The sequence below is a fragment of the uncultured Thiohalocapsa sp. genome (assembly GCF_913063425.1).
In the GTDB taxonomy this organism is placed as follows: domain Bacteria; phylum Pseudomonadota; class Gammaproteobacteria; order Chromatiales; family Chromatiaceae; genus Thiohalocapsa.
In genome coordinates, this window is record NZ_CAJXYK010000007.1 from 147,799 (window position 1) to 173,078 (window position 25,280).

Below are 25,280 nucleotides of genomic sequence, written 5' to 3' on the forward strand. Positions count from 1 at the left end.
CAGGTACACACGAATCCGCGCCGTGAACTGAGCCCGAGCCATGCTGTTTTCCGTTCTCCATCCCCATCGCGAGCGTTTGTGGCACTTCCACGGCGGCGTGCACCTGCCGGACGAGAAGCACCTGTCCAACGCCGGACCCAGCGTCGCCGCACCGCTGCCGGCACAGCTCGTGGTGCCCCTTCAGCAGCACATCGGTGCGCCGTCCCAGCCCCTGGTGAGCGTCGGTGACCGGGTCCTGAGAGGCCAGCCGCTGGCCAGGCCGCAGGGCTATGTGAGCGCGCCGGTGCATGCGCCCAGCTCCGGAACGGTGGCCGCCATCGAGCCGCGGCAGATCCCGCATCCCTCAGGCCTGAGCGCCCCCTGTGTTGTCATCGACACCGACGGCGAGGACGCCTGGGCGGAGCTGCCGCCACCCCTGCCGGACTTCGAGCAGCTGGACCCCGCGGACCTGCGCGAGCGTATCCGCCAGAGCGGCATCGTCGGCATGGGCGGGGCGTCATTCCCGTCCAGCGTCAAGCTCAACCCGGGGCCGGATCAGCCCATCCACACCCTGGTCATCAACGGCGCCGAGTGCGAGCCCTACATCACCTGCGACGACCTGCTGATGCGCGAGCGCGCGGCGGACATCGTCGACGGCATCCGCGTGATGCTGCACATCCTCGGCGCCGAGCGCTGCCTGGTGGGCATCGAGGACAACAAGCCCGAGGCCATCGCCGCCATGCGCGAGGCAGCCCAGCAACTGAGCGGCCAGGGGGGCGGACAGGCGGGCAGGCAGGCGGGCCGCGCCCAGCAGATCAGGGTCGTCGAGATTCCGACCCTGTACCCGAGCGGCGGCGAGAAGCAGCTGATCAAGATCCTCACCGGCAAGGAAGTCCCGAGCCACGGCATTCCGGCGCAGATCGGCATTGTCTGCCAGAACGTCGGCACCGCCTGTGCGGTGGCGGATGCCGTGCTGCGCGGTCGTCCCCTCATCGAGCGTTATGTCACCGTCACCGGCCGCGCGGTCTCCGAGCCGCGCAACTATCGGGTACGCATCGGTATGCCGGCGGCCGACCTGGTGGCCGCGAGCGGCGGCTGCACCGGCGATCTGGAGAAGCTCGTGGTCGGCGGCCCCATGATGGGCTTTCGCATCGACACGGACGCCGTGCCCATCACCAAGGCCGCCAACTGCATCCTGGCCCTGACCCCCGCCGAGAGCCCGGACCCGGGTGCGCCGCAGCCCTGCATCCGCTGCGGGCGCTGCGCCGAGGTCTGCCCCGCCAACCTGCTGCCGCAGCAGCTCTACTGGCATGCGCGGGCCAAGGACCTGGACAAGGTGCAGGACTACAACCTGTTCGACTGCATCGAGTGCGGCTGCTGCGCCGTCGTCTGCCCGTCCCACATTCCGCTGGTGCAGTACTACCGCTACGCCAAGACGGAGAGCTGGGCGCGCGAGCGCGAGAAGCGTGCCGCCGAGCACGCCCGCGAGCGCCACGCCGCCAAGGAGGCGCGGCTCGAGCGCCTGGAGCGCGAGAAAAAGGCCAAGCTGCGCAAGAAGAAAGCGGCCGTGGCACCCAAGGGCGGCAAGGACGACGACAAGCAGGCCGCCATCAAGGCCGCCCGGGAGCGGGCTGCCGCCAAGAAGCAGGCGGCGCAGGGCGAGTCGGCGACGGCTGCTGGCAAGCCAGCCCCCGGCAGGGCTGAGCCAGCCCCCGGCAGGACTGAGCCAGCCCCCGGCAGGGCTGAGCCAGCCCCCGGCAGGGCTGAGCCAGCCCCCGGCAGGGCTGAGCCACCCCCCGGAGCCGCCGAGCCAGCCGCAGCCGGGCCAGCAGCGGCCAAGGGCAAGGTCGCGGCGCCCGACGGCAAGCCCCCCGGTGCCCCAGAAGACGCGCAGATCGCCTCAAGGGCAGCGGAACAGCAGGGCGCCCAGGGCGCTGTGCCCAAGCCGGTGCCCGACGACGCCCGCCGCGCCGTGGACGAGGCGGCTGCCGCCGGCGCCGACACCAGCCCCGGCCGGCCCGAGCAGCCCTTTGTCCGGGGCACGGATCAGCCGCCTGATCAGGCCGCCGCGCAGGCGTCCGGTCAGACCGACCAGCAGACAGCCCAGCAGCCCTCAGGCGCAGGCACAGACGAGGAGCGGCCGCGCGCAACGGCCGGACGCGGCTGATGCAGGCGCGCACGGGCTTCGTCTCCTCGCCCCACGCGGCGCGGGTCAACAGCGTCGATTGGGTGATGCTTCAGGTGTGCCTGGCGCTGGTGCCGGGCACGCTGGCGCTGGTGTGGTTCTTCGGCTGGGGCGTGCTCATTCAAATGGCGCTCGCCGTGGTCTTCGCCGTCGCCGCCGAGGCGGCGGTGCTGAAGCTCCGCGGTCGCCCTGTATTGCCCGCCATCCGCGACTACAGCGCCGTGGTGACGGCGCTGCTGTTCGCGCTGACCATCCCGCCGACGCTGCCCTGGTGGCTGACCCTGCTCGGGATTCTGTTTGCGATTGTCATCGTCAAGCAGCTCTACGGCGGCATCGGCTACAACCCCTTCAACCCGGCCATGGCCGGCTATGTGTTCCTGCTCATCTCCTACCCGGTGGCCACCACCACCTGGCTGCCGCCGGCGGTGCCGGAGCTGTTGCAGGCGCAGGACCTGACCACGCTGTCCTTCCTGGACTCGGTGCGGCTCATCTTCACCGGCGTGCTGCCGGCGGAGCACACCTGGGATGCCGTCAGCGCCGCCACACCGCTGGACGAGATGCGCACCAAGCTCGACCAGGGCATGACCATCGACGAGATCCGCGCGTCGAGCCCGCTCTGGGGCGACTTCGGCGGCCGCGGCTGGGAGTGGGTGGCCAACTGGTTCCTGCTGGGCGGGCTCTACATGCTGTGGCGGAAGGTGATCACCTGGCACATTCCGGTGGCCTTCCTCGGCGGCCTGCTCATCACCGCCGGCGCCTTCTGGCTGCTGGACCCGCAGACGCACCCGTTCCCGGCCTTCCATCTGTTCTCCGGCGCGGCCATCCTGGGGGCCTTCTTCATCGCCACGGATCCGGTGAGCGCGGCAACCACCAAGCGCGGGCAGCTCATCTACGGCTTCGCCATCGGCGCCATGGTCTTCGTCATCCGCACCTGGGGCGGCTATCCGGACGCGGTGGCCTTCTCGGTGTTGCTGCTGAACATCGCCGCCCCGATGATCGATCACTACACCCAGCCGCGCGTCTTCGGGCAGAAGCGCAGCGCGAAGGCGGGCTGATACGCAGAAACAGCATGCGTGCTCGGGCCGCGCTCTGAAAGCTGCGCAGGTCGGGACAGCAACAGCGTCACCCGACACCCGGCTTTCGAGAGTTCCAGGCCCAACCCGGCACACCACTGAACCCAGGCAACGCTCCCACGCCATGAACAAAGCACCCATCCTCATCGCCGCGGCCATCCTCGGCAGCTTCGCCGTCGGTGGTGTCGGCCTGGTGGCCACCACCCACGAGCTCACCGCCGAGCGCATCGCCGAGAACCAGCGCCAGGCCATGCTCGCCAAGCTCAAGGCCATCGTGCCCGCGGAGCGCATCGCCAATGATCCGCTCGCGGACAGCATCCAGGTGAGTGCCCCGGACCTGCTCGGCTCCGAGCAGACGGAGGTCTACCGGGTCCGCGACACCGACGAGCCGGTGGCCGTGATTCTCCAGCCGGTGGTGCCGGACGGCTACGCCGGACCCATCCGCCTGCTGGTGTCCGTGCTGCGCGACGGCACCCTGGGCGGCGTGCGGGTGCTGGAGCACCACGAAACCCCCGGCCTCGGCGACAAGATCGACGAGAAGAAGGACGATTGGATCATCGAGCAGTTCAACGGCAAGTCCCTGGGCAACCCGCCGCTGGAGGACTGGCAGGTGAAGCGCGACGGCGGCGAGTTCGATCAGTTCACCGGCGCCACCATCACGCCGCGCTCCATCGTGCAGGCGGTGAAGAACACCCTGCTGTTCGTGGAGCGTGCGGGCGATACCCTCTACGCACCTGCGCAGGCGGCGCCTGAGCCGCCGGCGGGCGAGTCCGCGCCGGCGCAGGCGCGCTCGGGCGGCGCCCCGGCTCTTGAGGGGGCGGGCTGATGGCAGACAAGGGCTATGGCGCGCTGATCGGGGACGGGCTCTGGAGCAACAACCAGGCCCTGGTGGCCATGCTCGGGCTCTGCCCGCTGCTGGCCACCACCACCACCGCCACCAATGGGCTCGGCATGGGCCTTGCCACCACCACGGTGCTGGTGCTTTCCAACGCCACCATCTCGCTGATCCGCAACCTGGTGCGCCCGGAGGTGCGGCTGCCCGTGTTCGTGCTGGTGATCGCCTCTTTTGTGACCGCGGTGGAGCTCACCATGCAGGCGGCCTTCTACGAGCTCTATCTGGTGCTCGGGCTCTTCATCCCGCTCATCGTCACCAACTGCGCCATCATCGGCCGCGCCGAGGCCTATGCCTCCAAGGCGCGGCTGGACAAGGCCGTCGTCGACGGGCTGGCCATGGGCATCGGCTTCTCGCTGGTGCTGATGGTGCTGGGCGGCATCCGCGAGCTCCTGGGGCAGGGCACGCTCTTCTACCAGGCGCATCTGCTGCTGGGCGAAGGCGCCCGTGACTTCGGGCTTGAGCTGGGCGACGGCTTCCAGGGTGCGCTGCTGGCCATCCTGCCGCCGGGGGCCTTCATCGGGCTCGGCTTCCTCATCGCGCTCAAGAACGTCATCGACAAGCGCGCCGCGCGGCTCAAGCAGGCGCTGGCCGGCCGCGGCGAGCGCGAGCCCGGTGCCGGCGCGCAGCCGGTGGCAGGCTGATCCTCGCGCATCCTCTGGCCGAGGTCTCAGGAACAGCCTGGACCTGGCCGACACCGGGTGGATCAGCGCAGCGCGTCTCCCGCAGGCGTGCGGTCCAGCGTGGGCTCTGCCGGGCCACGGCCGCGTCGCGATCAGGTGCCGCGGGGTGCCGGTGCAAACCTCGCGACGGCGTTGGCCAGCGCCTCCGGGTCCACGGGCTTGGTCAGAAAGGCGTCCATGCCCGCCTCCAGACAGCGGTCCTTCACGTCCTCTGCGGCATTGGCTGTAAGCGCAATCACCGGTAGCCGCCGTCCGTCCCCTTCCAGGGCGCGCACGCGCCGGGTGAAGTCCAGGCCGTCGATCTTCGGCATGCGCAGGTCGATGAAGGCGAGGTCGTAGTCCACCCGCCGCACGGCCTCCAGGGCCTGCTCGCCATCGGTCACCAGGGTCACGGCGACACCCTGCTGCGTGAGCAGGGTGCGGATGACCGTTGCGGCGATGTCGTTGTCTTCCGCCACCAGGACCTTCGGCGCATCCGGGTCCGGCGTTGCCGGGCTCCCCGCGGCTGATGGGACGGCCTGTGCAGGCGTTGCCGGCGCGGCCGGCGGCGTCTGTGTTGCGTCGGTCGGCTCGGTCGGCTCGGTCCAAGGCGCTGCGCCGGCGGCGTCGTCGTCCGCAGCGGCGCCTTCGGCCGCCAGCACCGCGTCCAGGGCGCTCACCAGGTCCTCGCGCAGGAAGGGCTTGGTGAGGCAGTGCCGACAGTGGCCGTGCAGCTCACCGCGGCGCTGGCCGTAGATGAAGAGCAGGTAGGGCACCTCCAGGTGCAGCAGGCGCCGGAAGGTGGCGAGCAGCCCGGGCAGGTCCAGCGACTCCGGGCTGTCGCCGACGATGAGCAGATCGATGCCGCCCGCCCGCTGCACCAGGGTGCCCAGGCGGCCGATGTCCTGCTCGGCGAAGCAGTGCATGCCGAGCGCGCTGCAGGTATCGCTGACGATGGCGCGCTGGGCTGTGTTGCGCTCGTAGATGAGGACGCGCACGCCCTGGAACTGGGGCTGCGGCGGCGCAGGGGGCCGCGGACAGTCCTGGCCCAGCAGCGGCAGCCAGACCCGGAAGGCGGTGCCGCGGTCCAGCTCGCTGCGGACCTCGATGCGCCCCCCCATGAGCCGGCTCAGGTCGCGGGCGATGGTGGTGCCGAGCCCGGTGCCGCCGTAGCGCCTGGTGGTGGAGTCGTCCGCCTGGCTGAAGCTCTCGAAAATACGCTCCAGCTTGTCCGGCGCGATGCCGATGCCCGTGTCCTGCACCTCCAGCAGCACACCGGTGCGCGGGTCGTCCGGCGCCGCCTCGGCAATGCCTGCGCGCACCAGCACCTGGCCCTGCTCGGTGAACTTGACGGCATTGCCGATGAGATTGAACAGGATCTGGCGCACCCGCAGCGCATCGCCGACGACCCGCGGCGGCAGCGCCGGGGCGACGTCGCAGACCAGGTCGAGCCCCTTGGCCAGGGCGTGGGTGTGCATCACCTCGCAGACCTCGCGCACCGGCTCGCGCAGGTCGAACTGGTTGCGCTCGAGCTGAAGCTTCTTGGCGTCGATCTTGGACAGGTCCAGGATGTCGCCGATGAGGGCCTGGAGCATGTTCGCAGAGCTGGTGATGGCGTCCAGGTACTCGCGTTGCTGGGTGTCCAGCACTGTCGTGCGCATGAGCGTCGCCATGCCCAGCACGCCGGTGAGCGGTGTGCGCAGCTCGTGGGTCATGTTGGCCAGGAAGTCGCTCTTGGCCTGATTGGCCTGCTCCGCGGCCCGGCGGGCCTCGCGCAGCTTCACCAGCAGCGAGTCCTGGTACAGCGGCAGCAGCACCAGCACCAGCACGTGGAAGGCCGCGTCCATCGGGTCCTGCGCCCAGGCGCCGAGCACGATCAGGGTGATGTTGTAGGAGACCACGGCGGCGCTCGCCGCCACCGCCAGGTGCCTGCGCCCGTAGCGGGTCGCCGCCGAAATGAAGATCCAGATGTAGATCAGGTAGAACGGACTGCCGGGGTCGCCGGTCAGGAAGATGGCCAGGCTGACGGCGATGATATCGAAGAAGGCGGAGGTGAAACGGCGCGTCTCCCACTCCGCCCGCAGCAGCACGCTCACCAGGATGCCCAGGTTGAACACCAGATAGACGGCGAACAGGGACAGGAACGCCGGGTAGTCCACCGAGAAGATGCCGAGCAGCGCGGCGGTGCCGATGTAGATCAGCGCGAAGGCCCAGATCCCGAGCCGCACGACGGCCGACTGGAATTCCGGGTTTGCGCGCAGCTCGGGCGGGATCCGGCTGATGGGCGACATGTGGGGCTCCGGTGGGCGAACGGCGCTGTTTCCCAGCGTCGTCCTGTGCGCTTAACTGGCGTGATATATTAGAGGTTCTGCATTTTTCCGGCGCTTCGACAGCGGCCGGCCGCCGCCGGCAACCGGCCCAACCGCCCTGGCCCAGTCCTTCTGGCCCAGCCCGGGCAATCGCCCGCACGCCGGCCCACCGCCGGGACCGGCGCTGCAGTCAATAAGACGGGGAGTTCATCATGTCCAAAAAGCATCCTGTCGTCGCCGTCACCGGCTCCTCCGGTGCCGGCACGACCACGGTCAAGCGCGCCTTCGAGCACATCTTCTACCGCGACGGCATCAACGCCGCCGTCATCGAGGGCGACAGCTTCCACCGCTACGACCGCAAGGAAATGAAGGCGGAAATGGCCCGCGCTGCCGAGGAGCATCGCAACCTGAGCCACTTCGGACCGGAGGCCAACCGCTTCGACCTGCTGGCTGAGCTGTTCTCCACCTACGGCGAGTCCGGCGGCGGCAAGAAGCGCTACTACATCCACAGCCAGGCGGAGGCTGACGAGCACAACGCCCGGCTCGGCACCCAACTGGACCCGGGGCAGTTCACGCCCTGGGAAGACGTGCCGGAGGGCACTGACCTGCTGTTCTACGAAGGCCTGCACGGCCTGGCGGTGACGGAGGACGTGGACGTGGCCCGCCACGTGGACCTCGGCGTCGGCGTGGTGCCCATTGTCAACCTGGAGTGGATTCAGAAGATCCACCGCGACAACGCCGAGCGCGGCTACTCCGCCGAGGCCATCGTCGACACCATCATGCGCCGGATGCCGGACTACATCCGCCACATCACGCCGCAGTTCTCGCTGACGGACATCAACTTCCAGCGCGTGCCGACGGTGGACACCTCCAACCCCTTCATCGCCCGGGACATCCCCACGCCGGACGAGAGCTTCGTCATCATCCGCTTCAAGGATCCGGATCAGCTGGAGGTGGACTTCCCCTACCTCCTTGCGATGATCCCGGACTCCTTCATGTCGCGGCGCAACACCATGGTGGTGCCGGGCGGCAAGATGGGCTTCGCCATGGAGATCATCCTCCAGCCCATTATCGAGCGCATGATGGACGCGCGCCAGGTCTGATCCCTGTCCTCCCCGTGGGCCGGCCGGCCCACGGCGATCCCCACTTCATCTCAGGGACGGGCAGACCCGCCCGTCCGGCCTGAGGTGCCCTTCACGCGGCTGCGCCGGCGCATCGGGCATGACGCTCGTGCCGCGGCGCCGGCGCGTTTGCAAGGCCACGAACGGACGGCCGCCGGATGCACCCGGCAGCCGCCTCTGGGGTCGGCTCAATCGTCCCAGATGCCCATCATGATCGGCACGACCTCGCAGACCGTGTCGCCCGTGCACGCCATATCTTCCAAGAGCGGCAGCCAGGGTGCGCTGAAGCCGACCATTGTGCCGTCATCCTCGCCGATCTCAGGCATTGCGGGCTCGCCGCCCTCGATCTCGAAGACCACGCTGGTCATGTTGCCGTACTCGTCAAGCTGGGGAATGACGGTGACCTCCTCGAAGTCCGACCAGCACCTGCCGCTGCCGAGGAGTCGGTCGTCCTCTTCGCGCAGTGCGATGGCCCAGGCGGCGTGGAGTATTCCGTCCGGGTTCACTTCCAGGTCATCGCTGCCGCCGGTGTCGAGCACGCAAATGGAGGTCGGGCCCTCCGTCAGGCAGGTGCCGTCGCCGTCTTCGTCGGTGCCGATGAAGAGCGTCACCAGTGCATCGCTGTAGTTGTCGACGTTGATGCCGAGGTGCGTGTTCAGTACGGCGACGGTGTTGCCGTCTGCGTCGAGCTTTTCCAGTGCGATCCGCACATTGGCGTTCAGCACCGTGTCGATGCTGCCGCCGCGCAGGTCGAAATACTGGCCATCGCCCTTGCCCTTGGTCGGCGGGATCGGGATGAAGTCCGTACTCAGGGCCTCACGGGAGCCGCGACCTCCGCCGTGGTCGTCGTCGTCCGAGCCGCCGCCGCCGTGGTCATCGTCGGGGCTCGCCAACACGCCGCCGGCCGCGAAGATGACCGCAGCCAACAACGACAGCAGGAGGTTTGTCGAGGTTTTCATTGCATGCATTCTCTGCCGATTTGGAATGGGAGTACTGCTTGACCCGTGGTCTGATCGGCGTGCGGCCAGTGGCGGTCACCCGGTGACACCAGGCGCGCCGGCCTCTCGACCTACGCAGCGCCTGCGAATGACGGCACGCGAAACCATGCGCATGCGAGGCAATGTGCGGTTCCGTCCATTTCACCGTCAGTTTGGGTATACAGCCGCTCTCTGACGAGCACTGACCAGTCCATCCCTAAGAATAGAGCTTGGCTCTGTATCGACCCGGTGATACACGCGCCAGCCGACCAGTTATTGTGTCAGGGCGACCAATGGGCCAGGCACCACCGTCGCGCTCTCCGATGCGTGGACTCCGGGTAGAGAGCATGACTGGTGGGTCTGCCGGTGTCGAATATGCCCGAGCACGCAGAATCTGGGTGAATTGGCCGAGTCGAGCGCCTCGAATATCGCTCAGTCATTGGCTGCGTCACGCATGACCTGCCTGGCGAAGGGGTGCGCAAAAGAGGATGCGCCGGTGGCAAGCGCCCGGCGTGAGGGAATGGACGCGGTCGACTTGGGGCCGGACTGCGCGCCGAGCGGAGCGGGCGCGCGCGACTGCGGGAGCGGAATTGGCGCGAGCGGGATTGGAGCAGCGCGATTGGGCAGCGCATCCCACGAAGACGATCAGGCACCCGGAAACGGCGTTCCCGGGTGCCGCGCTGGCCCGTCCTCTCGGGCCCATCGTCTCCGTGGCCGACAGATCAACGCGTCCCGCGCTGGCGCCGGCCGTCTTCGGTGCGGTCCGGACCTCCTATCCGGTGCCCACTCCCTGGCTTGGCTCAGTCAGCGACCTCAGTCATCGGCCGGCCGCGGGCCGGATCCCGGGTGACCGCAGCCTGGCTGCTGCTCACCCGCGTCCTTCGGACCCCACTGCCCATAGCCCGGCAGGTCTTCCCCTTCGCCCGGATAGTCGTCATCGTCCATATCCACCGGGTCCAGCTCGTCAAGGGTCATGACCCGTGGCGGTCCGCCGGGTGGCCTCGCATTACCGACCTGGGCACCTTCCCAACCCTCGAACGGGGCGCCATGGCCGAGCGCGCTGGTGGAAGCAACGCAGAGCAATGCCACCAAGAGGGTGGTGACAGTTGTCAACAGCTTCATGATGTCCTCCTGATTCCTGTTGCGCATGAAATTGTTGATGCCGACGTGTCCGTGCGCCGACATCAACGGGCGCGTCCGAGCCGCCGGTGCGGATTCCCTTCATCCTCCATGGTCCTGCCAGCGGCTGAGGGTGCTCGGGCTTCGTGCCGCGTTGGTGCGCTGGAAGGCCCAGCGCTTTGCCACCCTCATCTCAAAGAATAGCAGTGCTGAGCGCGCTTTCAATCGGGGCGCTGCCCAGGGTTCATTTCCGTGATTGACGATAAGAAATGGTGCCCGGTGCTTGCCGAATGTCATGGCGTTTGGAGTCGGCAGCCCAGGTGGATGGAGATGTGTTTACGCCTGCACAGGGACAGACCCCGCGGGAGGGTGTTTGTCATCGCGCCGGGATCTTCTGGCCGTACCGCATTCGAGCCGCTGGCTTGCTCAATCATGTCACCGGAGCAGCAAGTGCCCCGGTCTGCCCGGCTTCTCCGGTACGCAGGGGCGACTCGTGTCCTGTGAGTCCTCCGCAGCCGCGCTGCAATCAGAATTGCTGCCCGTTGCGTATAGCCGGCGGGTTGCTGTTCTGGGCTGCGTCGGCGGGATCCATATCCGGAGACACGTCGAACTGGGTTGCGCCCACCGGGTCAGTCATCGTGGCGGTACCCATCGGGTCCGCGCTGGTGTCCAGCGAGCCGTCTTCGAACACGGCTGCATGGTTGCCCAACATGTCGCCGATCTCGTCCGGGCAGGCATCGCCGGCGGCGCAATTGTGGTGAGCCGTCGCTGGCAGCGCCGGGATTGCGAGGGCAATCGCCGTCGCAAGCAAATAGGTTCTCTTCATCATCTGACTCCTGATCTTGATTGGGTCCAACCTGTGTATCCCTGTGGCGCCGACGCTTACCCGAGCGCGACCGAGTCCTTCATCACGCCGGCGTGGATGGCAGAGGGTACAGCCCTTGCGTCCGGCGCCTGTCCCCACGCTTCTGCAATGAAGTTTAGGCGCCTGTTGTTCGGGGGAGGATTGCGAATCGTCATTGACGGCGCGGTCAGCTTGGGTTGCCGTCTTGTTCGGATGGCGCGGACGAGTGCGCGGGCTTTTTTGCCCGGGCGGCCGGTTGCGCTGGTTCATAAGTATTTCAACGGGTAACCTGGTCCCCCGATGTGTTGGATGACGTCGGACGACGCGATGATCCAGTGAATCGCGGTGCCTCGCGCACGCAATAGGGGAAAGGCCTGGGTAAGGAGCAGCCGGCGACTGATGGAAGAAACGGACGGGCGGTCGGCGCAGGGGCGGCAATCGGCTGTCAGGACGGACGCTGCCCGCGCCGGTGGTGTGAGCAGATGCGCCGTCGGTCGGCCGTTCCCGCGCACAGCGTCCATCGGTCCAGGCTGGATCGGGTGGATATGCACGGCGGCTGCGCTACCCTGCCATGGATGGCTGTCAGTTGTGGCTTCGCCGGGTGGCCCTTGGCCCAGCAGTTTCCCGGTGTGCGCCCGGGCGTACAGCCGCCCTGGTCAGTACGGAGGCCGCGTTGCGAGGACGCGCAATCGTTTGGGTGTTGGTCGGCGTGGCACTGCTCACAGCGGCCGGCTTGGCGCTTCGCGGGCCGTTGTTGCGGCCGAATGCTACCGCGGCACTGCTCACCGCCCGGCTCGACCGGGGCAACATTCGCGCATCCATTTTGGCGACGGGCACCGTCCGCCCCCTGGTCACCACGGACATCAGCACGCAGATCTCGGGGCAGGTCGCGGAGGTGCTGGTGGACTTCAATGATCGTGTGGCACAGGGCCAGCTCCTGGCACGGCTGGACCCGCAGACCTTCTCGGCACGCGTACGCGAGGCCGAGGCGGCGCTCGCGGTGGCCGGCGCCGAGCTGGCAGGGCGGGATGCTGCGGTGCTGAAGGCCGAAGCACAACGGCTGCAGCGGCAGGGAAGGCGGGAGGTGGTTGCCGCGGAGCTGCTGAGTGCCCAGGCGCGGCATGCGGAGGCGCTGCGCAGCTTCGAGCGGGCAGAGCGGCTCGCGCAGCGCGGTGGCGTGTCGGCCAGCGAGCTGCTCACGGCAGAGACGGAGCTTGCCACGGCCAAGGCGCTGCTGCAGGCGGCGCAGGGGCAGTTGCGCATCGCCGACGCCGAGATCGACGCCGCCGTCGCCGAGGTGGCCGGTGCCCGCGCGGCGGCCGACAACGCCCGCGCCACCATTCGCCAGCGGGAGGCGGCGCTGGAGGAGGCCAGCGTCGATCTGGAGCGGACCCTGATCCGCGCACCGGCGGACGGCATCGTCATCCGCCGCGACGTGGAATCGGGCCAGACGGTGGCGGCGAGCCTGCAGGCACCGACCCTCTTCACCCTCGCCGGCGATCTGCACCGCATGCGCATAGACACACATGTGGACGAGGCGGACATCGGCCGGGTCCAGGTGGGCCAGCTGGTGACCTTCACGGTGGATGCCTATCCTGCGCGGCGCTTCAGCGGGCGGGTGACGAGCATCCGCAAGGCACCGAATCTGGTCCACGATGTGGTGACCTACACTGTGCTGGTGGACGCGGAGAACCCGGATCTCGCCCTGTTCCCCGGCATGACGGCCATCGTGCGCATCGTTGTCGAGGAGGCTGCCGACGCGCTGCGGGTGCCCAATGCCGCCCTGCGCTTCGTGCCCAATGGGTCCCTGGAGACAGCCGGTGTCGCCCTGCGCGACGGGGAGGTGCTGCTCTGGCGACCCGGCCCCGCCGGCGCACCGGAGCCGGTGGCCGTACGCACCGGCATCAGCGATGATGAATACACGGCACTGCTTGGTGACGCCTTCGCTCCAGGAGAGGTGGTGATCGTCGGCGAGGGCGGGGATTCGGCCGCTGCGGGCGCCGGCCCGTGAGCGCGCCGCTGATCCTCCTCGACGGGGTCGGCAAGACCTACCTGCTCGGCGTCCGGCCCCTGACCGTGCTCGCGGACGTGAGCCTGCGCATTGCCGCGGGCGAGCTGGTGGCGATCATGGGGCCGTCCGGCTCCGGCAAGACAACCCTGCTCAACATCCTTGGCTGTCTGGATCGGCCCTCCGCTGGGCATTACCGGCTCGCCGGCGAGGGCGTGGAGGGGCTCAGCGCCGGCGCCGCCGCCACGGTGCGCAACCGGCGCATCGGCTTCGTCTTCCAGGGCTTCCATCTGCTGCCTCGGCTCACGGCGCTGGCCAACGTGGAGCTGCCCCTCCTCTACGCGGGCCTCGGCGCGCGCGAGCGCCGCCGCCGGGCCTGGGCCATGCTGCGCCGCATGCAGCTCGCCGACCGCGCCCAGCACCTGCCGGGCGCCCTCTCCGGCGGCCAGCAGCAGCGGGTCGCCATTGCCCGGGCGCTGGTGAACAGACCCTCGCTGATCCTGGCCGACGAGCCCACGGGCGCCCTGGACCGGGAGACGGGCCGGGAGATCCTGGGCCTGTTCCGCGGCCTGAACGAGGACGGCGTCACTGTGATCCTGGTGACCCATGACCAGGCCGTGGCCGCCGCCGCCAGGCGCACCATCCGCCTGGAGGACGGGCGCATCGTGGCGGACATGGCGAGCACGGTGCCGGCGACCGGCGCCGGCGAGCAGGCCGCAGCCGTGGGGCGGCGCGCGCCATGACACGCCTGGGGGCGAGTCTCACCACCGCGCTTGCATCCATGCGCGTGCATCCGCTGCGCAGCGCCCTGACGGCACTCGGCGTCATTGTCGGCGTCGCGGCCGTGATCTCCGTGATGGCCATCGGCGAGGGTGCCCGGCTGCGGGTGATCGCGCAGATCCAGAGCCTGGGCGGCAACCTGCTGCTGATCACGCCCGGCAGCGAGCAGCGGCAGGGGGTGAGCGCTGGCGGCGGCAGCGCCCAGACACTGACATTCGAGGATGCCCGGGCCATCGCCCGCGAGATCCCGGGCGTCATGGTGAGCGCCCCCACGGTCTACCGGCGCACGCGGATCGTCCACGGCAATGCCAACTGGGTGACCACGGTGCAGGGCATCACCAACGACTACCTGGTGGCGCGGGAATGGCGCCTGGCGGACGGCCGCCCCTTCTCGTCGCTGGAGGAAGCCCGGGGTGCGAAGGTCGCTTACCTCGGGCAGACGGTGGCCGAGCGCCTGTTCCCGGGTGCCGCGGCCGTCGGCGCGATGGTGCGCATCGGCGGCGCTCCCTATGCGGTCATCGGCGTGCTTCAGGCCAAGGGGCAGAGCACCGCCGGCTCCGATCAGGACGACAAGGTCATGATCCCCCTGACCGCCGCCCTGGCGCGCAATCTGGGGCCGGGGCGCCCGCGCCTGGGGGCGGTGCAGTACATCATGGTGAAGGTGGCCGCCGCGGAGCGACTCGACACGGCACCGGCGGAGATCCGGCGCCTGCTGCGCCAGCGCCACGGGCTCTGGGCGGAGCGGGATGACGACTTCAGCATCCGCAACCTGGCGGACGTGCAGGCGAGCCGCGAGGCGGCCACCGGGGTCCTCACCTTCTGGCTGTCCGCGGTGGCGTCCATCTCGCTCATCGTCGGCGGCATCAGCATCATGAACATCATGCTGGTGTCCGTCACCGAGCGGACCCGGGAGATCGGGCTGCGGCTCGCGGTGGGGGCGCACCCCGGGGACATCCGCCGGCAGTTCCTCGCCGAGGCCGCCCTGCTGTCGATCTTCGGTGCGCTGGTGGGGCTGCTGCTGGGCATCGCCGTGGCCTGGGTCATCGGCGGGGCTCAGGACCTGCCCATTCGCGTGCGGCCGGTCTCGCTCGCCACCGCCGCGGGCTTTGCACTGGTGACGGGGCTGGTGTTCGGCTTCTACCCGGCGCTCAAGGCCTCGCGTCTGTCACCGGCGGAGGCCCTGCGCAGCGAGTAGGCCCCCGTCGGTCCCGGGGCGGCTGGTGGGCCGCCATCGCTCGCGGGTGCCCTCAGCTGCCGTGCTGACCCCCGTCGGCGCCGGCGGGCGGGCGCACCGTCAGCAGGTGCACACGGCGGCTGTCGGCGCGCATCACGGTGAAGCGGAAGCCGTCGATCTCGGTGCGCTCGCCACGGGCGGGCAGGCGGCCGAAGGCGTTCACCACCAGGCCGCCGATGGTGTCGAACTCGCCGGCGTCCAGGTCGCTCTCGAAGTAGTCGTTGAAGTCTTCGATGTTGGTGCGGGCCTTGACCGTGTACTCGCCCTTGCCGCGCTTGAAGATGAAGGCGCCCTCGTCGTGGTCGTGCTCGTCCTCGATGTCGCCGACGATCTGCTCCAGCACGTCCTCGATGGTGACGAGCCCGGCGGCGCTGCCGTACTCGTCCACGACAATGGCCATGTGGTTGCGGCTGGCGCGGAACTCCTTCAGCAGCACGTTCAGTCGCTTGCTCTCCGGCACGAAGACCGCGCCGCGCAGGTGGTCGCGGATGTTGAAGGCGCCCTGGCGACGGCTCTCGGTGCAGTAGGCGAGCAGGTCCTTGGCGAGCAGGATGCCGATGACCTCGCCCTTGTCCTCGCCGGTGACCGGGAAGCGCGAATGCGCCGAGTCCACGGCCACCTCCAGGATGCGCTCCAGCGGGTCGTCGCGGCGCACGCTCACCATCTCGGCGCGTGGGATCATGATGTCGCCGACGCGCAGGTCGCCGACCTGCATGACGCCCTCGATCATGCCGAGGCCGTCGCGGTCCAGCAGGCCGGTGCGCTCGGCGTCCTGCAGGACTTCGATGAGTGCGGCCCGGTCCTTGGGCTCCCGGCCCAGCAGGCGGCAGATCCGTTTGCGCCAGGGGGTGGGTTGGGGCGTGGGTTGCGCGCCGTTACGCGCTCGATCGCTCGTCATGCGGCTCTTCGGGGACCTCGTAGGGTGTTGCAAATCCTAACCCGCTGAGAATCGTGCTCTCCAGCGCCTCCATCGCCGTGGCCTCGACGGCGTCCTGGTGGTCATAGCCCAGCAGGTGCAGCGTGCCGTGCACCACCAGGTGCGCCGTGTGGGCGGCGAGGGTCTTGCCCTGGGCGGCGGCCTCCCGGCGCAGCACCGGGGCGCAGATAACCAGGTCGCCCAGCTCCGCCCCCAGGTCGTCCAGCGCTTCCGGGGGCAGGCCCGCCGGCGGCTCGAACGGGAAGGACAGGACATTGGTGGGGCCGGGCTTGCCGCGGTAGCGCTGGTTCAGCGCCGTGCCTTCGCCGGTGTCCACGATGCGCAGTGTGACTGCGGCCCGCAGTCGGGTCGAGCCCTGCCGGGCGGGCGCGGCTGCCAGGGCGGACCGCACCCAGGTGGCGAGCTGTGCATCGTCCGGCAGATCGTCCGCGGCGCAGGCGCGCTGCACCCGCAGCCGCACGTCCGGGCCGGGGGGCTGCGACGAAGGGGGCTCCGCGTCGGCTGACACGGGGGATTGGTCGGGCTGCGTCACCGGTGGTCGTCCCTGCGGCCCTGGTGACGCTCCGGGCGCTGGTCGTGGCGCTCGTCCTGCGCACGATCATGCAGGTCGTAGGCGTTGACGATGCGCTGTACCAGTGCGTGTCGCACCACGTCGCGGGAGCCGAAATGCGTAAAGCCGATGCCGGGCACGTCTTTGAGCACGCCGAGCGCCTGCTTGAGCCCCGAGGGCTGCCCGCGGGGCAGGTCGATCTGGGTCACATCGCCGGTGATCACCGCCGTGGAGCCGAAGCCGATGCGCGTCAGGAACATCTTCATCTGCTCGGGCGTGGTGTTCTGGGCCTCATCCAGGATGATGAAGGCGTCGTTCAGGGTGCGCCCGCGCATGTAGGCGAGCGGCGCGACCTCGATGACATTGCGCTCGATGAGCTTGTTGACCTTCTCGAACCCCAGCATCTCGAACAAGGCATCGTAGAGCGGGCGCAGGTAGGGGTCGATCTTCTGCGCCAGGTCCCCGGGCAGGAAGCCGAGCCGCTCCCCGGCCTCCACCGCCGGGCGCACCAGCAAGAGCCGCCGCACCCGGTCGCTCTCCAGCGCCTCCACCGCGCAGGCCACCGCGAGATAGGTTTTGCCGGTGCCGGCGGGGCCGACGCCGAAGCTGATGTCATGGGTGACGATGGCGTGCAGGTAGGCCTGCTGGGTGGGACCGCGGGCCTTCACCAGCCCGCGCTTGGTCTTGATAACGACGTCGGGTAGGCGCTCGGCGGTGTCCTCCACCGCCGCGTCGGCGTCCGCCTGCTGGAGCTGCAGGTGCACGGACTCGGGCGAGACGGGCTCGGTTTCGGCGACGTCGTAGAGCTCGCGCAGCACCTGCTCGCCCACCGCTGCCGCCGCCGGCTCGCCGACGATGCGGAAGCTCGTGCCGCGGTTGCTGATCTCGACGCCGAGCCGCCGCTCGATGAGCCGCAGGTGCTGGTCGAAGGGTCCGCACATGCTGGACAGCCGCGCGTTGTCCGCGGGCGTGAGCTCCAGGTCGATGCTGTGGGGCGCCGAATGCGAATGGGGGCTCAACTGGTGGCGGCACCCAGGGCCGGTGCGGCGGCATCCGCTGCCGCGTAGGGGGTGGCGGCGTCCGCTGCCGCTGGCGGCGAGGCCGCGAATGACGCGGAGAGCTCACCGCGCAGGGAGTTGGGCAGGGCCTCGGTGATACGCAGGTCGGCGAAGGTCCCGATCAGCGTCTCGGGCCCGGCGAAGTTCACCACCCGGTTGTTCTCGGTGCGCCCGGCGAGCTGGGTCGGGTCCTTACGGGACGGTCCCTCCACCAGCACCCGATGCACCTCACCCACCATGCGGCGGCTGATGACCTGGGCCTGGTGGTTGATCTGCTGCTGAAGCCGGGCCAGGCGTGCCTGCTTGACCTGCCGCGGCACGTCGTCCGGCAGCGCCGCCGCCGGTGTGCCGGGCCGCTGGCTGTAGATGAAGCTGAAGGACTGATCGAAGCCGATGTCCGTCACCAGCGCCATGGTGGCCTCGAAGTCCGCCTCGGTCTCGCCCGGGAAGCCGACGATGAAGTCCGATGAGATGCTGATGCCAGGGCGGGCGCGCTTGAGCCGGCGGATCTTCTCTTTGTACTCCAGTGCTGTGTGACCGCGCTTCATCTGCGCCAGGATGCGATCGGCGCCGCTCTGCACCGGCAGGTGCAGGAAGCTCACCAGCTCCGGCACATCCCGATAACACTCGATGAGGCTGTCGGAGAATTCCACCGGGTGCGAGGTGGTGAAGCGGATGCGCTCGATGCCGTCCACCGCCGCGACATAACGAATGAGCAGGGCCAGGTCGGCGATCTCGCCGTCGTGCATGGGCCCACGGTAGGCATTGACGTTCTGCCCCAGCAGATTGACCTCGCGCACGCCTTGCTCGGCCAGGCTCGCCACCTCCGCGATGACATCGTCGAAGGGCCGGCTGATCTCCTCGCCGCGGGTGTAGGGCACCACGCAGAAGGTGCAGTACTTGGAGCAGCCCTCCATGACGGAGACGAAGGCCTTGGGACCCTCGGCACGGGGCTCCGGCAGGCGGTCGAATTTTTCGATCTCCGGGAAGGAGACGTCGATCTGCGGCGCCCGCTCGGCGAGCAGGGCATCCAGCATGTCCGGCAGCCGGTGCAGGGTCTGCGGGCCGAACACCAGATCCACATAGGGTGCGCGCTCGCGGATGGCCTCGCCCTCCTGGCTCGCCACACAGCCGCCGACGCCGATGACCAGCTCCGGCCGCCGTGCCTTCCACGGCCGCCAGCGCCCAAGCTGGGAGAAGACCTTCTCCTGCGCCTTCTCGCGGATGGAGCAGGTGTTGAGCAGCAGGATGTCTGCCGCCGCCGGGTCGTCGGTCAGCTCGGCGCCATGGGACGTCCGCAGCACGTCCGCGATGCGCGCGGAATCGTACTCGTTCATCTGGCAGCCGTAGGTCTGGATGTAGAGCTTGCGTGTCATGCCTTGGGAGATGGCGGCGACGGCGCGCGGGTCAAAGCCGTGCTGGGGCCCGATGCTGTCTGAGACCGGCATGCTTTGCCCCCGAAGACTGGGGTCAACCGCACGAGAAGCCGTTCAGTGTGCGAGGATCGTCCTGTACTGTCAAGCACTTGGGTTGCCGCGACCGGGGTTCCCGGCGATCGGCCCGAGCGTAATCGCGGCGCCGCATGGGGCTGCCACCGCAGCGCTGCCTCAGCGTTTACCCTGGATGAGCGATTCCGGATGGCGCTCCAGGTAATCCGCCAGGCTGCGCAGGGAGCGCGCGGCGCGGGTCGCCTCGGTGAGCAGCTGCGAGAGCTCGTAGCGGGTGGCCGAGCCCTCGCCGGCGAGGTCGGTGATGGCGCGCATGGCCTCCCCGGCGTTGTCCAGGGCACCCGTGGCTGCGTCCGTGACGGGGCCGATGCGGGCATCGAGGTTGCGGGTGAGGCGCGAGACATCGCTGCTCACCTGGTCCACGCGCTGCTCGATGCGGTCCGCCAGCGGCTCCACCCGTGCCTGCAGCGTGGTGGCGAGCTCGCCATAGGCCGCGAGGCTGCTGTCGGCGCGCTTCAGCAGCGGGCGCAGCTCCGCGTTCAGCTCCTTGAGCGCCGTACGGGTGCCGGCCAGTGTGCCGTTCAGGTTCTCGAGCGCCGCCTCCAGGTCCGGCGAGCGCAGCAGCGTCTCCAGCGCCTCCAGCGTGCCGGTGGCGGCGCCCACGAGGCTGCCCAGGTCGATGTTCTGGAGCATCTCCTCCACTTGATCGCGCGTGGCGGGCGTGGGCGGTACGCGCACGGGCCCGCGCGGCTTCTGCTCGAGCTCCAACGGCGGCGCCGCATGATCGAGCCCCAGGGTGATGACGTACTGGCCGGTGACGAAGCTCACCGACTCCAGCTTGGCGCGCAGGCCCTGCCGCGCCACCAGCTCGATCAGCAGGGCGCGCAGGTCCTGCCCGTTCTGCTCGGTGGCGTCCAGGATGTGCAGCTGCCGCGGCCAGATCTCGTAGCGCACCGGGATGCGAAAGCGCTCCCGCGAGGCCTCGTAGTCCACGCCGATGCCGGTGACCTGGCCCACGGGCACGCCCTGGAAGAGCACCTGGCTGCCGACGTTCAGCCCCTGCACCGTGGTGGTGAAGTAGGTCACCATGGGCACCCGCTCGCGCATCCAGGCGCCGCTGCTGAACACCAGCACGGCCACCACCACCAGCACCAGGGCGCCGAGGACGAAGCTGCCGATGACGGTGGGGTTGGCCTGTTTGCTCATTGGGGTGGATCGCCTGCACCCGGATGGTGCGGGGTTGGCGTGGTTGTCCGTTCCGGCCGAAAGGGGTGAGGGCTGAGGGCTGAGGGCTGAGGGCCGGGCGGCCCGGGCGGCCTGGCGAGTGCTGCGGGGTGCGCCGCGCGCAGCATGCTGCCGGTGCAGGCGTTGTCAGGCTGCTGCATCTGCGCCGTCCTCGCCGCGGGTCAGGAAGGCGCGCACCTGGGGCACGGGGCTGTGGTCGCGCAGCTCGCGGGGGTTGCCGGTGGCGAGCATGGTCTTGGTCTCGGCGTCCAGAAACACCGCATCGTCGGCGATGGTGAAAATGCTGTCCAGCTCGTGGGTGATGACCACCATGGTGGTGCCGAGGCTGTCGCGCAGCTCCAGGATCAGCTCGTCCAGCCGGCGGGCGGACAGGGGGTCGAGGCCCGCCGACGGCTCGTCGAAGTACAGCGTGTCCGGGTCCAGCGCCATGGCGCGGGCCACGCCCACACGCTTGCGCATGCCGCCGCTGATCTCGGACGGGTAGTGGTCACCGTAGCCCGCGAGGCCCACCAGCGCCAGCTTGTACTCGGCGATGGCGCGCATCTGCTCCGGGGCGAGCCTGGTGTACTGCTCCAGCGGCAGGCAGATGTTTTCTTCCAGGGTCATGGAGCTCCAGAGCGCGCCGCTTTGGTACATGACGCCGTTGCGGCGCATCAGTGCGCTGCGCCGTGCGGTGGGCAGCTCCCACAGGCTCTCGCCCCCCACCAGCACCCGCCCGGACCAGGGCGGCAGCAGTCCCGTGAGGCAGCGCATGACGGTACTCTTGCCGCAGCCGCTGCCGCCCATGATGACGAAGACGTCGCCGCGGCGGATGTCGAAGCTCAGGTCCTGCTGCACCAGGGTGTCGCCATAGCCGAGGCTCACCCCCTCCAGGCGGATGTGCGGCGTGTCGGTGCCGGTGCCCTCGGCGGTGGTCACGACAGCCCCACCGCGTCGAAGATAATGGTCAGCACCGCCGCGGCGATGACGATGAAGACGATGGCGGTCACCACGGCCGAGGTGGTGGCCTCGCCCACGGCGGCGGCGCTGCGCCCGCACTGCATGCCGCGCAGACAGCCGGAGGCCGCGACGATGGCGCCATAGACCGTCGCCGCGATGAGGCCCTGGATGATGTGGTTCCAGCCGATGGCGAGCTGGGTCTGGGTCAGGTAGGCGGACAGGGTCAGCCCGCCGACCACGGTGCCGACGAAGGCCCCGCCGAGGATGCCGAGCAGGTTCGCGTAGATCGCAAGCAGCGGCGTCATGGCGATGAGCGCCAGCATGCGCGGCAGCACCAGGAACTCCATGGGCGGGATGCCGAGGGTGCGCAGCGCATCGATTTCTTCGTTGACCTGCATGGTGCCGATGCGCGCGGCGAAGGCGGCACCGGTACGTCCCGCCAGCACGATGGCCGTCACCAGGGCACCCATCTGAATCACCGTAGCGAGCCCCACGAGGTCTGCGACGTAGATCTGCGCACCGAACTGCTTGAGCTGCTGGTCGCCGATGTAGCCCAGGATCATCCCCACCAGGAAGCTCACCAGACCGACGATGGGCAGGGCGTCGGCGCCGGCCTCCTGCATGATGACCCACAGGTCAGAGTGCTTGAACCGCGCCCGCCCCAGCAGAAAGCGACGGAATGCCAGGGCGCCTTCGCCGAAGAACTCCATGATCTCGCCGGTGGACTGGATCAGGTCCAGGGCATCGCTGCCGACCCGGGACACGAAGGACGGTGTCGGTTGCATGGCATGGCCGCCGCGGCCCGTCTGCGGCACGGAGCGGGCGAGCTCCAGCAGCTTGCGCAGGCCTGCAGGCAGGCCGTCCGCGTGGCAGCGCATCTCCCGCCGGGCGCAGAGCTGGTGGATGCCCGCGATGAAGGTGACCAGCCCCGAGTCCCAGTCCGTCAGTGCTGCCGTATCGAAGCCGAGCTGCGTCGCCCCTGGTGCGTCCTCCAGCATCCGCTCCGCCTGGGCCAGCCGTGGCAGGCGCTGCGTCAGCCGCCAGCTGCCGGCGAGCACCAGCGTGGCGTGCTCGCCGTCGCTGTGCAGGTCGACTGTGGGTGGCAGGGGGGTGGTCATGCGTGCCGGCTCGGTGGGCTTCCAGGCCAATGCATCATCCTACGCCATGCGGGCGGGTCCAAAGCGCGATCAAGCAAGTCTGCGGACCGCCGCCAGCGGCCAAGGCGGCAGCAGAAGGGCGTTCCGGTGCAGCGCCAAGGGGGATGCGGTGCCTCAAGCGGTGGGGCGCGGAGCTTGGGCGACGGTTCGCGCTCAGTCGGTGGCCGCCCGAAGCTCGGCGGTGCCGGCCACGGCGTCCATGTGCAGCGTCAGCTCCAGGTAGAAGCGCGCGGTGAAGGGCTCGTCGCCGCAGCTGCAGCCGCCGACGATCTCTTCCCCGAACACGCCGAGGCGCAACGCGCGCCCCGCGGCATCCCGGCCGAGCAGGCTCAGGCGCACACTCGCCGGGTCGATGTGCCCGCCGTGGTCGGCGACCGCCGCGAGCAGCGGGTGCCCGGCGACGATCGGCGTCAGGGCCTCCAGCAGGTCCGCCGCCGGCAGCCCGGCCCAGTCGGTGGCCGCCGCCGGCAGTCGCAGCAGCGTGCCCGAGGCGCTGGCGGTGCTGTCGGCGCCCGGCTTCATGGCGCCCGCGCAGCCCTGGGTGCCGGCTCCCGGGCCACGCGCCGGGCGAAGTTGTCGATGAGCGCCGCCACCTGGTCCCTGGCCACGTGGTGCAGCCCGTGACCCATGCCCGGCAGGCGCACCAGCTCCGCCAGCGGTGCCTGCTGTACCAGGCGCTCGGCATGGTTCCAGGCCGGCACCACCGCATCGGCATCGCCGGTGACCAGCAGCAGCGGGCGGCGGATGTAGGCGTAGTGGGCGCTCTGGCGCTCCAGAAAGGGGCTCAGGCGGCGCACGTCCTCGGCATTGGCGAGGAAGGTCTGCGGGCGCAGTGTCAGCGCCACGCCCGTGCGGTTCAGGTAGTCCGGCGGCGGCGCATTGGGCGCAAAGGCGTCGGCGAGGCCGTCCGCCAGCAGCAGCCGGCCGAGTGTCAGCGGCAGGGTGTGGGCGAAGAGCGGCCCCAGCACCGGCACGCCGGCGAGGTCGTTGTACCAGGCCACGCCGCCCTCCCAGGGGTGGCTGCCGCCCGCCAGCAGCACGCCGCCGGCGGCGTCGTCCGGATAGGCCAGCAGGTAGGCGAGCACCACGGCGCCGGCGAGCGAGTGACCCACCAGCACCGGCCGCTCGATGCCGAGGCCGAGCAGCAGCTCGTGCAGCAGGCGCGCCTGCTCGGCCGGGTCCGGCCAGCCACCACCGGCCCCGAGCAGCGGCAGACTCGCTGCGCGCAGGCCCGCGCCCTCGGCGTGCTCGCCCCCGGTCTGCTCACCCCCACCGCGCTCGCTGTAGCCGTGGCCGGGGCGGTCCACGGCCACCACGCGGTGAGCCTCCGCCAACGGCGGCAGCAGGCTCGCGTGGAAGTCCAGCAGGCTGGTGGAGGCGCCGTGGATCAGCACGATGGGCCTGGTGTCGGCCGCCGCGGGCCCGGCGATGCTGTAGTGCAGCCGCACGCCTGCCACCGCCGCAAAGCGGCCCACCGGCGGGTGGCGCGCCTCCAGGCGCCGTGCCTCCAGCTGGGTGATGCCGGCGAGTAGGCCGAGCAGCAGCAGTGGGGCGATGAGCCAGGGCATGATTGGACGGTGGCGTGGCGGGCCTGACGCGCGCCGCGCGCCCGGCGCCTCAGTGATTCGCGGCCGCGGACAGCCGCGGGGCCGGCACCGGGCGCCGCGCTGAGAAGAGCCCGCTGCGGGCGGTTTCGGTGATGGCGGACACGGCGGGGTGCTTGATGCGCCGCTCGGCGGAGATGACGTAGAAGCGCTCGGTGACCTCGTCGCTGCGGCCGATGGCCTCCACGTCGTACTTGGTCAGCACATCGTCCTCCACCGCCTGCGGCACCGTGAACACGCCGGCGCCGGCTTCGCCGAAGGTCTTCATCAGCGCACGGTCCTCGATCTCCGCCACCACCCGCGGCTTGATGCCGAGCCGGTCCAGCCAATGGTCCATGGCGCGGCGCAGGGCGCTGTGGGTGCTCGGCATGAGCATGGGCGCGCCGTCGAGGGACTGCGGAAAGCCCTCGCGCAGGCGCGCGGCCAGCGGCCGGGCGGCGCAGAAGACGCTCGGCGTCTCGCCCAGGGCGTGGTTGTAGGCGCGGATGTTCAGTGCCGGGTTCAGGGGGCTGTCCGTCAGCACCAGGTCCAGCTTGTGCACGGAGAGGTCCGCCAGCAGCTCCGTGAGCGGCCGCTCCACGCACTGCAGCCGCACCGGCTCGTCCATGGCCAGGGCCGGCGCCAGCACACGGTGGGTGAGCAGCTTGGGCACCACCATGGCGACACCGACATTCAGCGTCAAGCCGCCGCCCGGCGTGCGCCCGGCGAGCACGTCCTGGAGCTCATCCCCGATGCGGAACATCTCGTCGGCGTAGGAGAACACCAGCCGGCCCGTGTCCGTCAGCGCCAGCCCGCGCCCGGACTTGGTGAAGAGCTTCGCGCCCACCTGGTCTTCCAGCTCGCGCAGCTGGCCGCTGATGGTCTGCGGCGTCAGGTGCAGGAGATCGGCGGCGCGGGCGATGGAGCCGTGGCTGGCCACGGCCCAGAAGTAGCGCAGATGCTTGAGGTTCAGGTGAGCCATGTCGTGGAAGACCCCGGGGCTGGTGCGGGCCGGCGATGGACGGACCGCAAACGCTTCGATTGTCTCGAAGTGTTTGGGGTCGGGGCTCCGGGATTTCGAGCCATAACAGCGCTGGGGTTACCCTAGAAGGAGCGGTTGGACGGTCGTCAGGGTGCGTCCCGCGGGGTGCCTGGCAAGGCACAACGACGAGGAATAGTT

General features: G+C 69.8%; 22 protein-coding genes. 8 read left to right on the forward strand and 14 right to left on the reverse strand.

Annotated elements, in window-relative coordinates:
- The first annotated feature begins 40 nt into the window (after window positions 1–40).
- The 4 genes from rsxC (at window position 41) to QZ607_RS05745 (ending at window position 4,773) form a co-directional block, all read left to right on the forward strand.
- Complete coding sequence (rsxC, locus tag QZ607_RS05730) at window positions 41–2,146, forward strand: electron transport complex subunit RsxC (RefSeq protein ID WP_295880646.1); 2,106 nt, start codon at window positions 41–43, stop codon at window positions 2,144–2,146.
- Entirely contained in the window at window positions 2,146–3,219 is a 1,074-nt protein-coding gene (rsxD, locus tag QZ607_RS05735) for an electron transport complex subunit RsxD (protein ID WP_295880648.1), read from the forward strand. Before rsxC ends, rsxD begins: the two co-directional genes overlap by 1 nt.
- Before the next feature lie 142 nt (window positions 3,220–3,361).
- Window positions 3,362–4,063 carry an electron transport complex subunit RsxG gene (gene rsxG / locus QZ607_RS05740; RefSeq protein WP_295880649.1) on the forward strand — a complete coding sequence of 234 codons (702 nt, stop codon included), beginning with the start codon at window positions 3,362–3,364 and terminating at the stop codon, window positions 4,061–4,063.
- Window positions 4,063–4,773: an electron transport complex subunit E gene (locus QZ607_RS05745; RefSeq protein ID WP_295880653.1), complete on the forward strand. Its 711-nt coding sequence runs from the start codon at window positions 4,063–4,065 to the stop codon at window positions 4,771–4,773. The genes rsxG and QZ607_RS05745 overlap by 1 nt, the downstream gene beginning before the upstream one ends.
- 131 nt (window positions 4,774–4,904) lie before the next feature.
- Here QZ607_RS05745 and QZ607_RS05750 read toward each other — a convergent pair whose 3' ends face one another.
- Window positions 4,905–7,082 (reverse strand): ATP-binding protein, encoded by a 2,178-nt coding sequence (locus QZ607_RS05750; protein ID WP_295880655.1) that lies wholly within the window; start codon window positions 7,080–7,082, stop codon window positions 4,905–4,907.
- Window positions 7,083–7,312: 230 nt separating this feature from the next.
- On the opposite strand from QZ607_RS05750, the gene QZ607_RS05755 reads away from it, so the two are divergent.
- Window positions 7,313–8,203: a phosphoribulokinase gene (locus QZ607_RS05755; protein ID WP_295880657.1), complete on the forward strand. Its 891-nt coding sequence runs from the start codon at window positions 7,313–7,315 to the stop codon at window positions 8,201–8,203.
- A 206-nt stretch (window positions 8,204–8,409) separates the two neighbouring features.
- Here QZ607_RS05755 and QZ607_RS05760 read toward each other — a convergent pair whose 3' ends face one another.
- The 3 genes from QZ607_RS05760 to QZ607_RS05770 all read right to left on the reverse strand — a co-directional run bounded on the left by QZ607_RS05760 (window position 8,410) and on the right by QZ607_RS05770 (window position 11,143).
- Window positions 8,410–9,180 carry a hypothetical protein gene (locus QZ607_RS05760; RefSeq protein ID WP_295880659.1) on the reverse strand — a complete coding sequence of 257 codons (771 nt, stop codon included), beginning with the start codon at window positions 9,178–9,180 and terminating at the stop codon, window positions 8,410–8,412.
- A gap of 831 nt (window positions 9,181–10,011) precedes the next feature.
- Window positions 10,012–10,383 (reverse strand): hypothetical protein, encoded by a 372-nt coding sequence (locus tag QZ607_RS05765; protein ID WP_295880661.1) that lies wholly within the window; start codon window positions 10,381–10,383, stop codon window positions 10,012–10,014.
- 460 nt (window positions 10,384–10,843) lie between these two features.
- Window positions 10,844–11,143, reverse strand: a complete 300-nt coding sequence (locus tag QZ607_RS05770; RefSeq protein WP_295880664.1) for a hypothetical protein — start codon at window positions 11,141–11,143, stop codon at window positions 10,844–10,846.
- An 841-nt stretch (window positions 11,144–11,984) separates the two neighbouring features.
- On the opposite strand from QZ607_RS05770, the gene QZ607_RS05775 reads away from it, so the two are divergent.
- The 3 genes from QZ607_RS05775 to QZ607_RS05785 are packed head-to-tail and all read left to right on the forward strand — an operon-like array spanning window position 11,985 to window position 15,144.
- On the forward strand, window positions 11,985–13,172 hold the full coding sequence (locus tag QZ607_RS05775; protein ID WP_295880666.1) for an efflux RND transporter periplasmic adaptor subunit: 1,188 nt from the start codon (window positions 11,985–11,987) through the stop codon (window positions 13,170–13,172).
- Window positions 13,169–13,912: an ABC transporter ATP-binding protein gene (locus tag QZ607_RS05780; protein ID WP_295880668.1), complete on the forward strand. Its 744-nt coding sequence runs from the start codon at window positions 13,169–13,171 to the stop codon at window positions 13,910–13,912. Before QZ607_RS05775 ends, QZ607_RS05780 begins: the two co-directional genes overlap by 4 nt.
- Complete coding sequence (locus tag QZ607_RS05785) at window positions 13,909–15,144, forward strand: ABC transporter permease (RefSeq protein ID WP_295880670.1); 1,236 nt, start codon at window positions 13,909–13,911, stop codon at window positions 15,142–15,144. Before QZ607_RS05780 ends, QZ607_RS05785 begins: the two co-directional genes overlap by 4 nt.
- A gap of 52 nt (window positions 15,145–15,196) precedes the next feature.
- Here the strand turns inward: QZ607_RS05785 and QZ607_RS05790 are convergent, their stop codons facing one another.
- From QZ607_RS05790 to nhaR, 10 genes are all read right to left on the reverse strand, one after another.
- Window positions 15,197–16,081, reverse strand: coding sequence for an HlyC/CorC family transporter (locus QZ607_RS05790; RefSeq protein ID WP_295880672.1), 885 nt, complete (start codon window positions 16,079–16,081; stop codon window positions 15,197–15,199).
- Window positions 16,059–16,628, reverse strand: coding sequence for an rRNA maturation RNase YbeY (ybeY, locus tag QZ607_RS05795; protein WP_295880673.1), 570 nt, complete (start codon window positions 16,626–16,628; stop codon window positions 16,059–16,061). Before ybeY ends, QZ607_RS05790 begins: the two co-directional genes overlap by 23 nt.
- 20 nt (window positions 16,629–16,648) lie before the next feature.
- Entirely contained in the window at window positions 16,649–17,611 is a 963-nt protein-coding gene (locus QZ607_RS05800) for a PhoH family protein (RefSeq protein ID WP_295880700.1), read from the reverse strand.
- 74 nt (window positions 17,612–17,685) lie between these two features.
- Entirely contained in the window at window positions 17,686–19,104 is a 1,419-nt protein-coding gene (gene miaB / locus QZ607_RS05805; protein ID WP_295880702.1) for a tRNA (N6-isopentenyl adenosine(37)-C2)-methylthiotransferase MiaB, read from the reverse strand.
- 231 nt (window positions 19,105–19,335) lie between these two features.
- A complete protein-coding gene (locus QZ607_RS05810; RefSeq protein ID WP_295880676.1) occupies window positions 19,336–20,382 on the reverse strand; it encodes an MlaD family protein in 1,047 nt (348 codons plus the stop codon).
- A 165-nt stretch (window positions 20,383–20,547) separates the two neighbouring features.
- Window positions 20,548–21,339, reverse strand: a complete 792-nt coding sequence (locus QZ607_RS05815) for an ABC transporter ATP-binding protein (RefSeq protein ID WP_295880678.1) — start codon at window positions 21,337–21,339, stop codon at window positions 20,548–20,550.
- Window positions 21,336–22,478 carry an ABC transporter permease gene (locus QZ607_RS05820; protein WP_295880681.1) on the reverse strand — a complete coding sequence of 381 codons (1,143 nt, stop codon included), beginning with the start codon at window positions 22,476–22,478 and terminating at the stop codon, window positions 21,336–21,338. Before QZ607_RS05820 ends, QZ607_RS05815 begins: the two co-directional genes overlap by 4 nt.
- A 192-nt stretch (window positions 22,479–22,670) precedes the next feature.
- On the reverse strand, window positions 22,671–23,039 hold the full coding sequence (locus QZ607_RS05825) for a hypothetical protein (RefSeq protein WP_295880683.1): 369 nt from the start codon (window positions 23,037–23,039) through the stop codon (window positions 22,671–22,673).
- Window positions 23,036–24,085, reverse strand: coding sequence for an alpha/beta hydrolase (locus QZ607_RS05830; protein WP_295880686.1), 1,050 nt, complete (start codon window positions 24,083–24,085; stop codon window positions 23,036–23,038). The genes QZ607_RS05825 and QZ607_RS05830 overlap by 4 nt, the downstream gene beginning before the upstream one ends.
- Window positions 24,086–24,134: 49 nt before the next feature.
- Window positions 24,135–25,082: a transcriptional activator NhaR gene (gene nhaR / locus QZ607_RS05835; RefSeq protein WP_295880689.1), complete on the reverse strand. Its 948-nt coding sequence runs from the start codon at window positions 25,080–25,082 to the stop codon at window positions 24,135–24,137.
- Window positions 25,083–25,280 lie beyond the last annotated feature (198 nt).

Coding starts and splice junctions, on each gene's coding strand:
- rsxC (WP_295880646.1), top strand. CDS start 41: ATGCTGTTTTCCGTTCTCCATCCCCATCGCGAGCGTTTGTGGCACTTC.
- rsxD (WP_295880648.1), top strand. CDS start 2,146: ATGCAGGCGCGCACGGGCTTCGTCTCCTCGCCCCACGCGGCGCGGGTC.
- rsxG (WP_295880649.1), top strand. CDS start 3,362: ATGAACAAAGCACCCATCCTCATCGCCGCGGCCATCCTCGGCAGCTTC.
- QZ607_RS05745 (WP_295880653.1), top strand. CDS start 4,063: ATGGCAGACAAGGGCTATGGCGCGCTGATCGGGGACGGGCTCTGGAGC.
- QZ607_RS05750 (WP_295880655.1), bottom strand. CDS start 7,082: ATGTCGCCCATCAGCCGGATCCCGCCCGAGCTGCGCGCAAACCCGGAA.
- QZ607_RS05755 (WP_295880657.1), top strand. CDS start 7,313: ATGTCCAAAAAGCATCCTGTCGTCGCCGTCACCGGCTCCTCCGGTGCC.
- QZ607_RS05760 (WP_295880659.1), bottom strand. CDS start 9,180: ATGAAAACCTCGACAAACCTCCTGCTGTCGTTGTTGGCTGCGGTCATC.
- QZ607_RS05765 (WP_295880661.1), bottom strand. CDS start 10,383: ATGTCGGCGCACGGACACGTCGGCATCAACAATTTCATGCGCAACAGG.
- QZ607_RS05770 (WP_295880664.1), bottom strand. CDS start 11,143: ATGAAGAGAACCTATTTGCTTGCGACGGCGATTGCCCTCGCAATCCCG.
- QZ607_RS05785 (WP_295880670.1), top strand. CDS start 13,909: ATGACACGCCTGGGGGCGAGTCTCACCACCGCGCTTGCATCCATGCGC.
- QZ607_RS05790 (WP_295880672.1), bottom strand. CDS start 16,081: ATGACGAGCGATCGAGCGCGTAACGGCGCGCAACCCACGCCCCAACCC.
- QZ607_RS05800 (WP_295880700.1), bottom strand. CDS start 17,611: ATGTGCGGACCCTTCGACCAGCACCTGCGGCTCATCGAGCGGCGGCTC.
- miaB (WP_295880702.1), bottom strand. CDS start 19,104: ATGACACGCAAGCTCTACATCCAGACCTACGGCTGCCAGATGAACGAG.
- QZ607_RS05810 (WP_295880676.1), bottom strand. CDS start 20,382: ATGAGCAAACAGGCCAACCCCACCGTCATCGGCAGCTTCGTCCTCGGC.
- QZ607_RS05820 (WP_295880681.1), bottom strand. CDS start 22,478: ATGACCACCCCCCTGCCACCCACAGTCGACCTGCACAGCGACGGCGAG.
- QZ607_RS05825 (WP_295880683.1), bottom strand. CDS start 23,039: ATGAAGCCGGGCGCCGACAGCACCGCCAGCGCCTCGGGCACGCTGCTG.
- QZ607_RS05830 (WP_295880686.1), bottom strand. CDS start 24,085: ATGCCCTGGCTCATCGCCCCACTGCTGCTGCTCGGCCTACTCGCCGGC.
- nhaR (WP_295880689.1), bottom strand. CDS start 25,082: ATGGCTCACCTGAACCTCAAGCATCTGCGCTACTTCTGGGCCGTGGCC.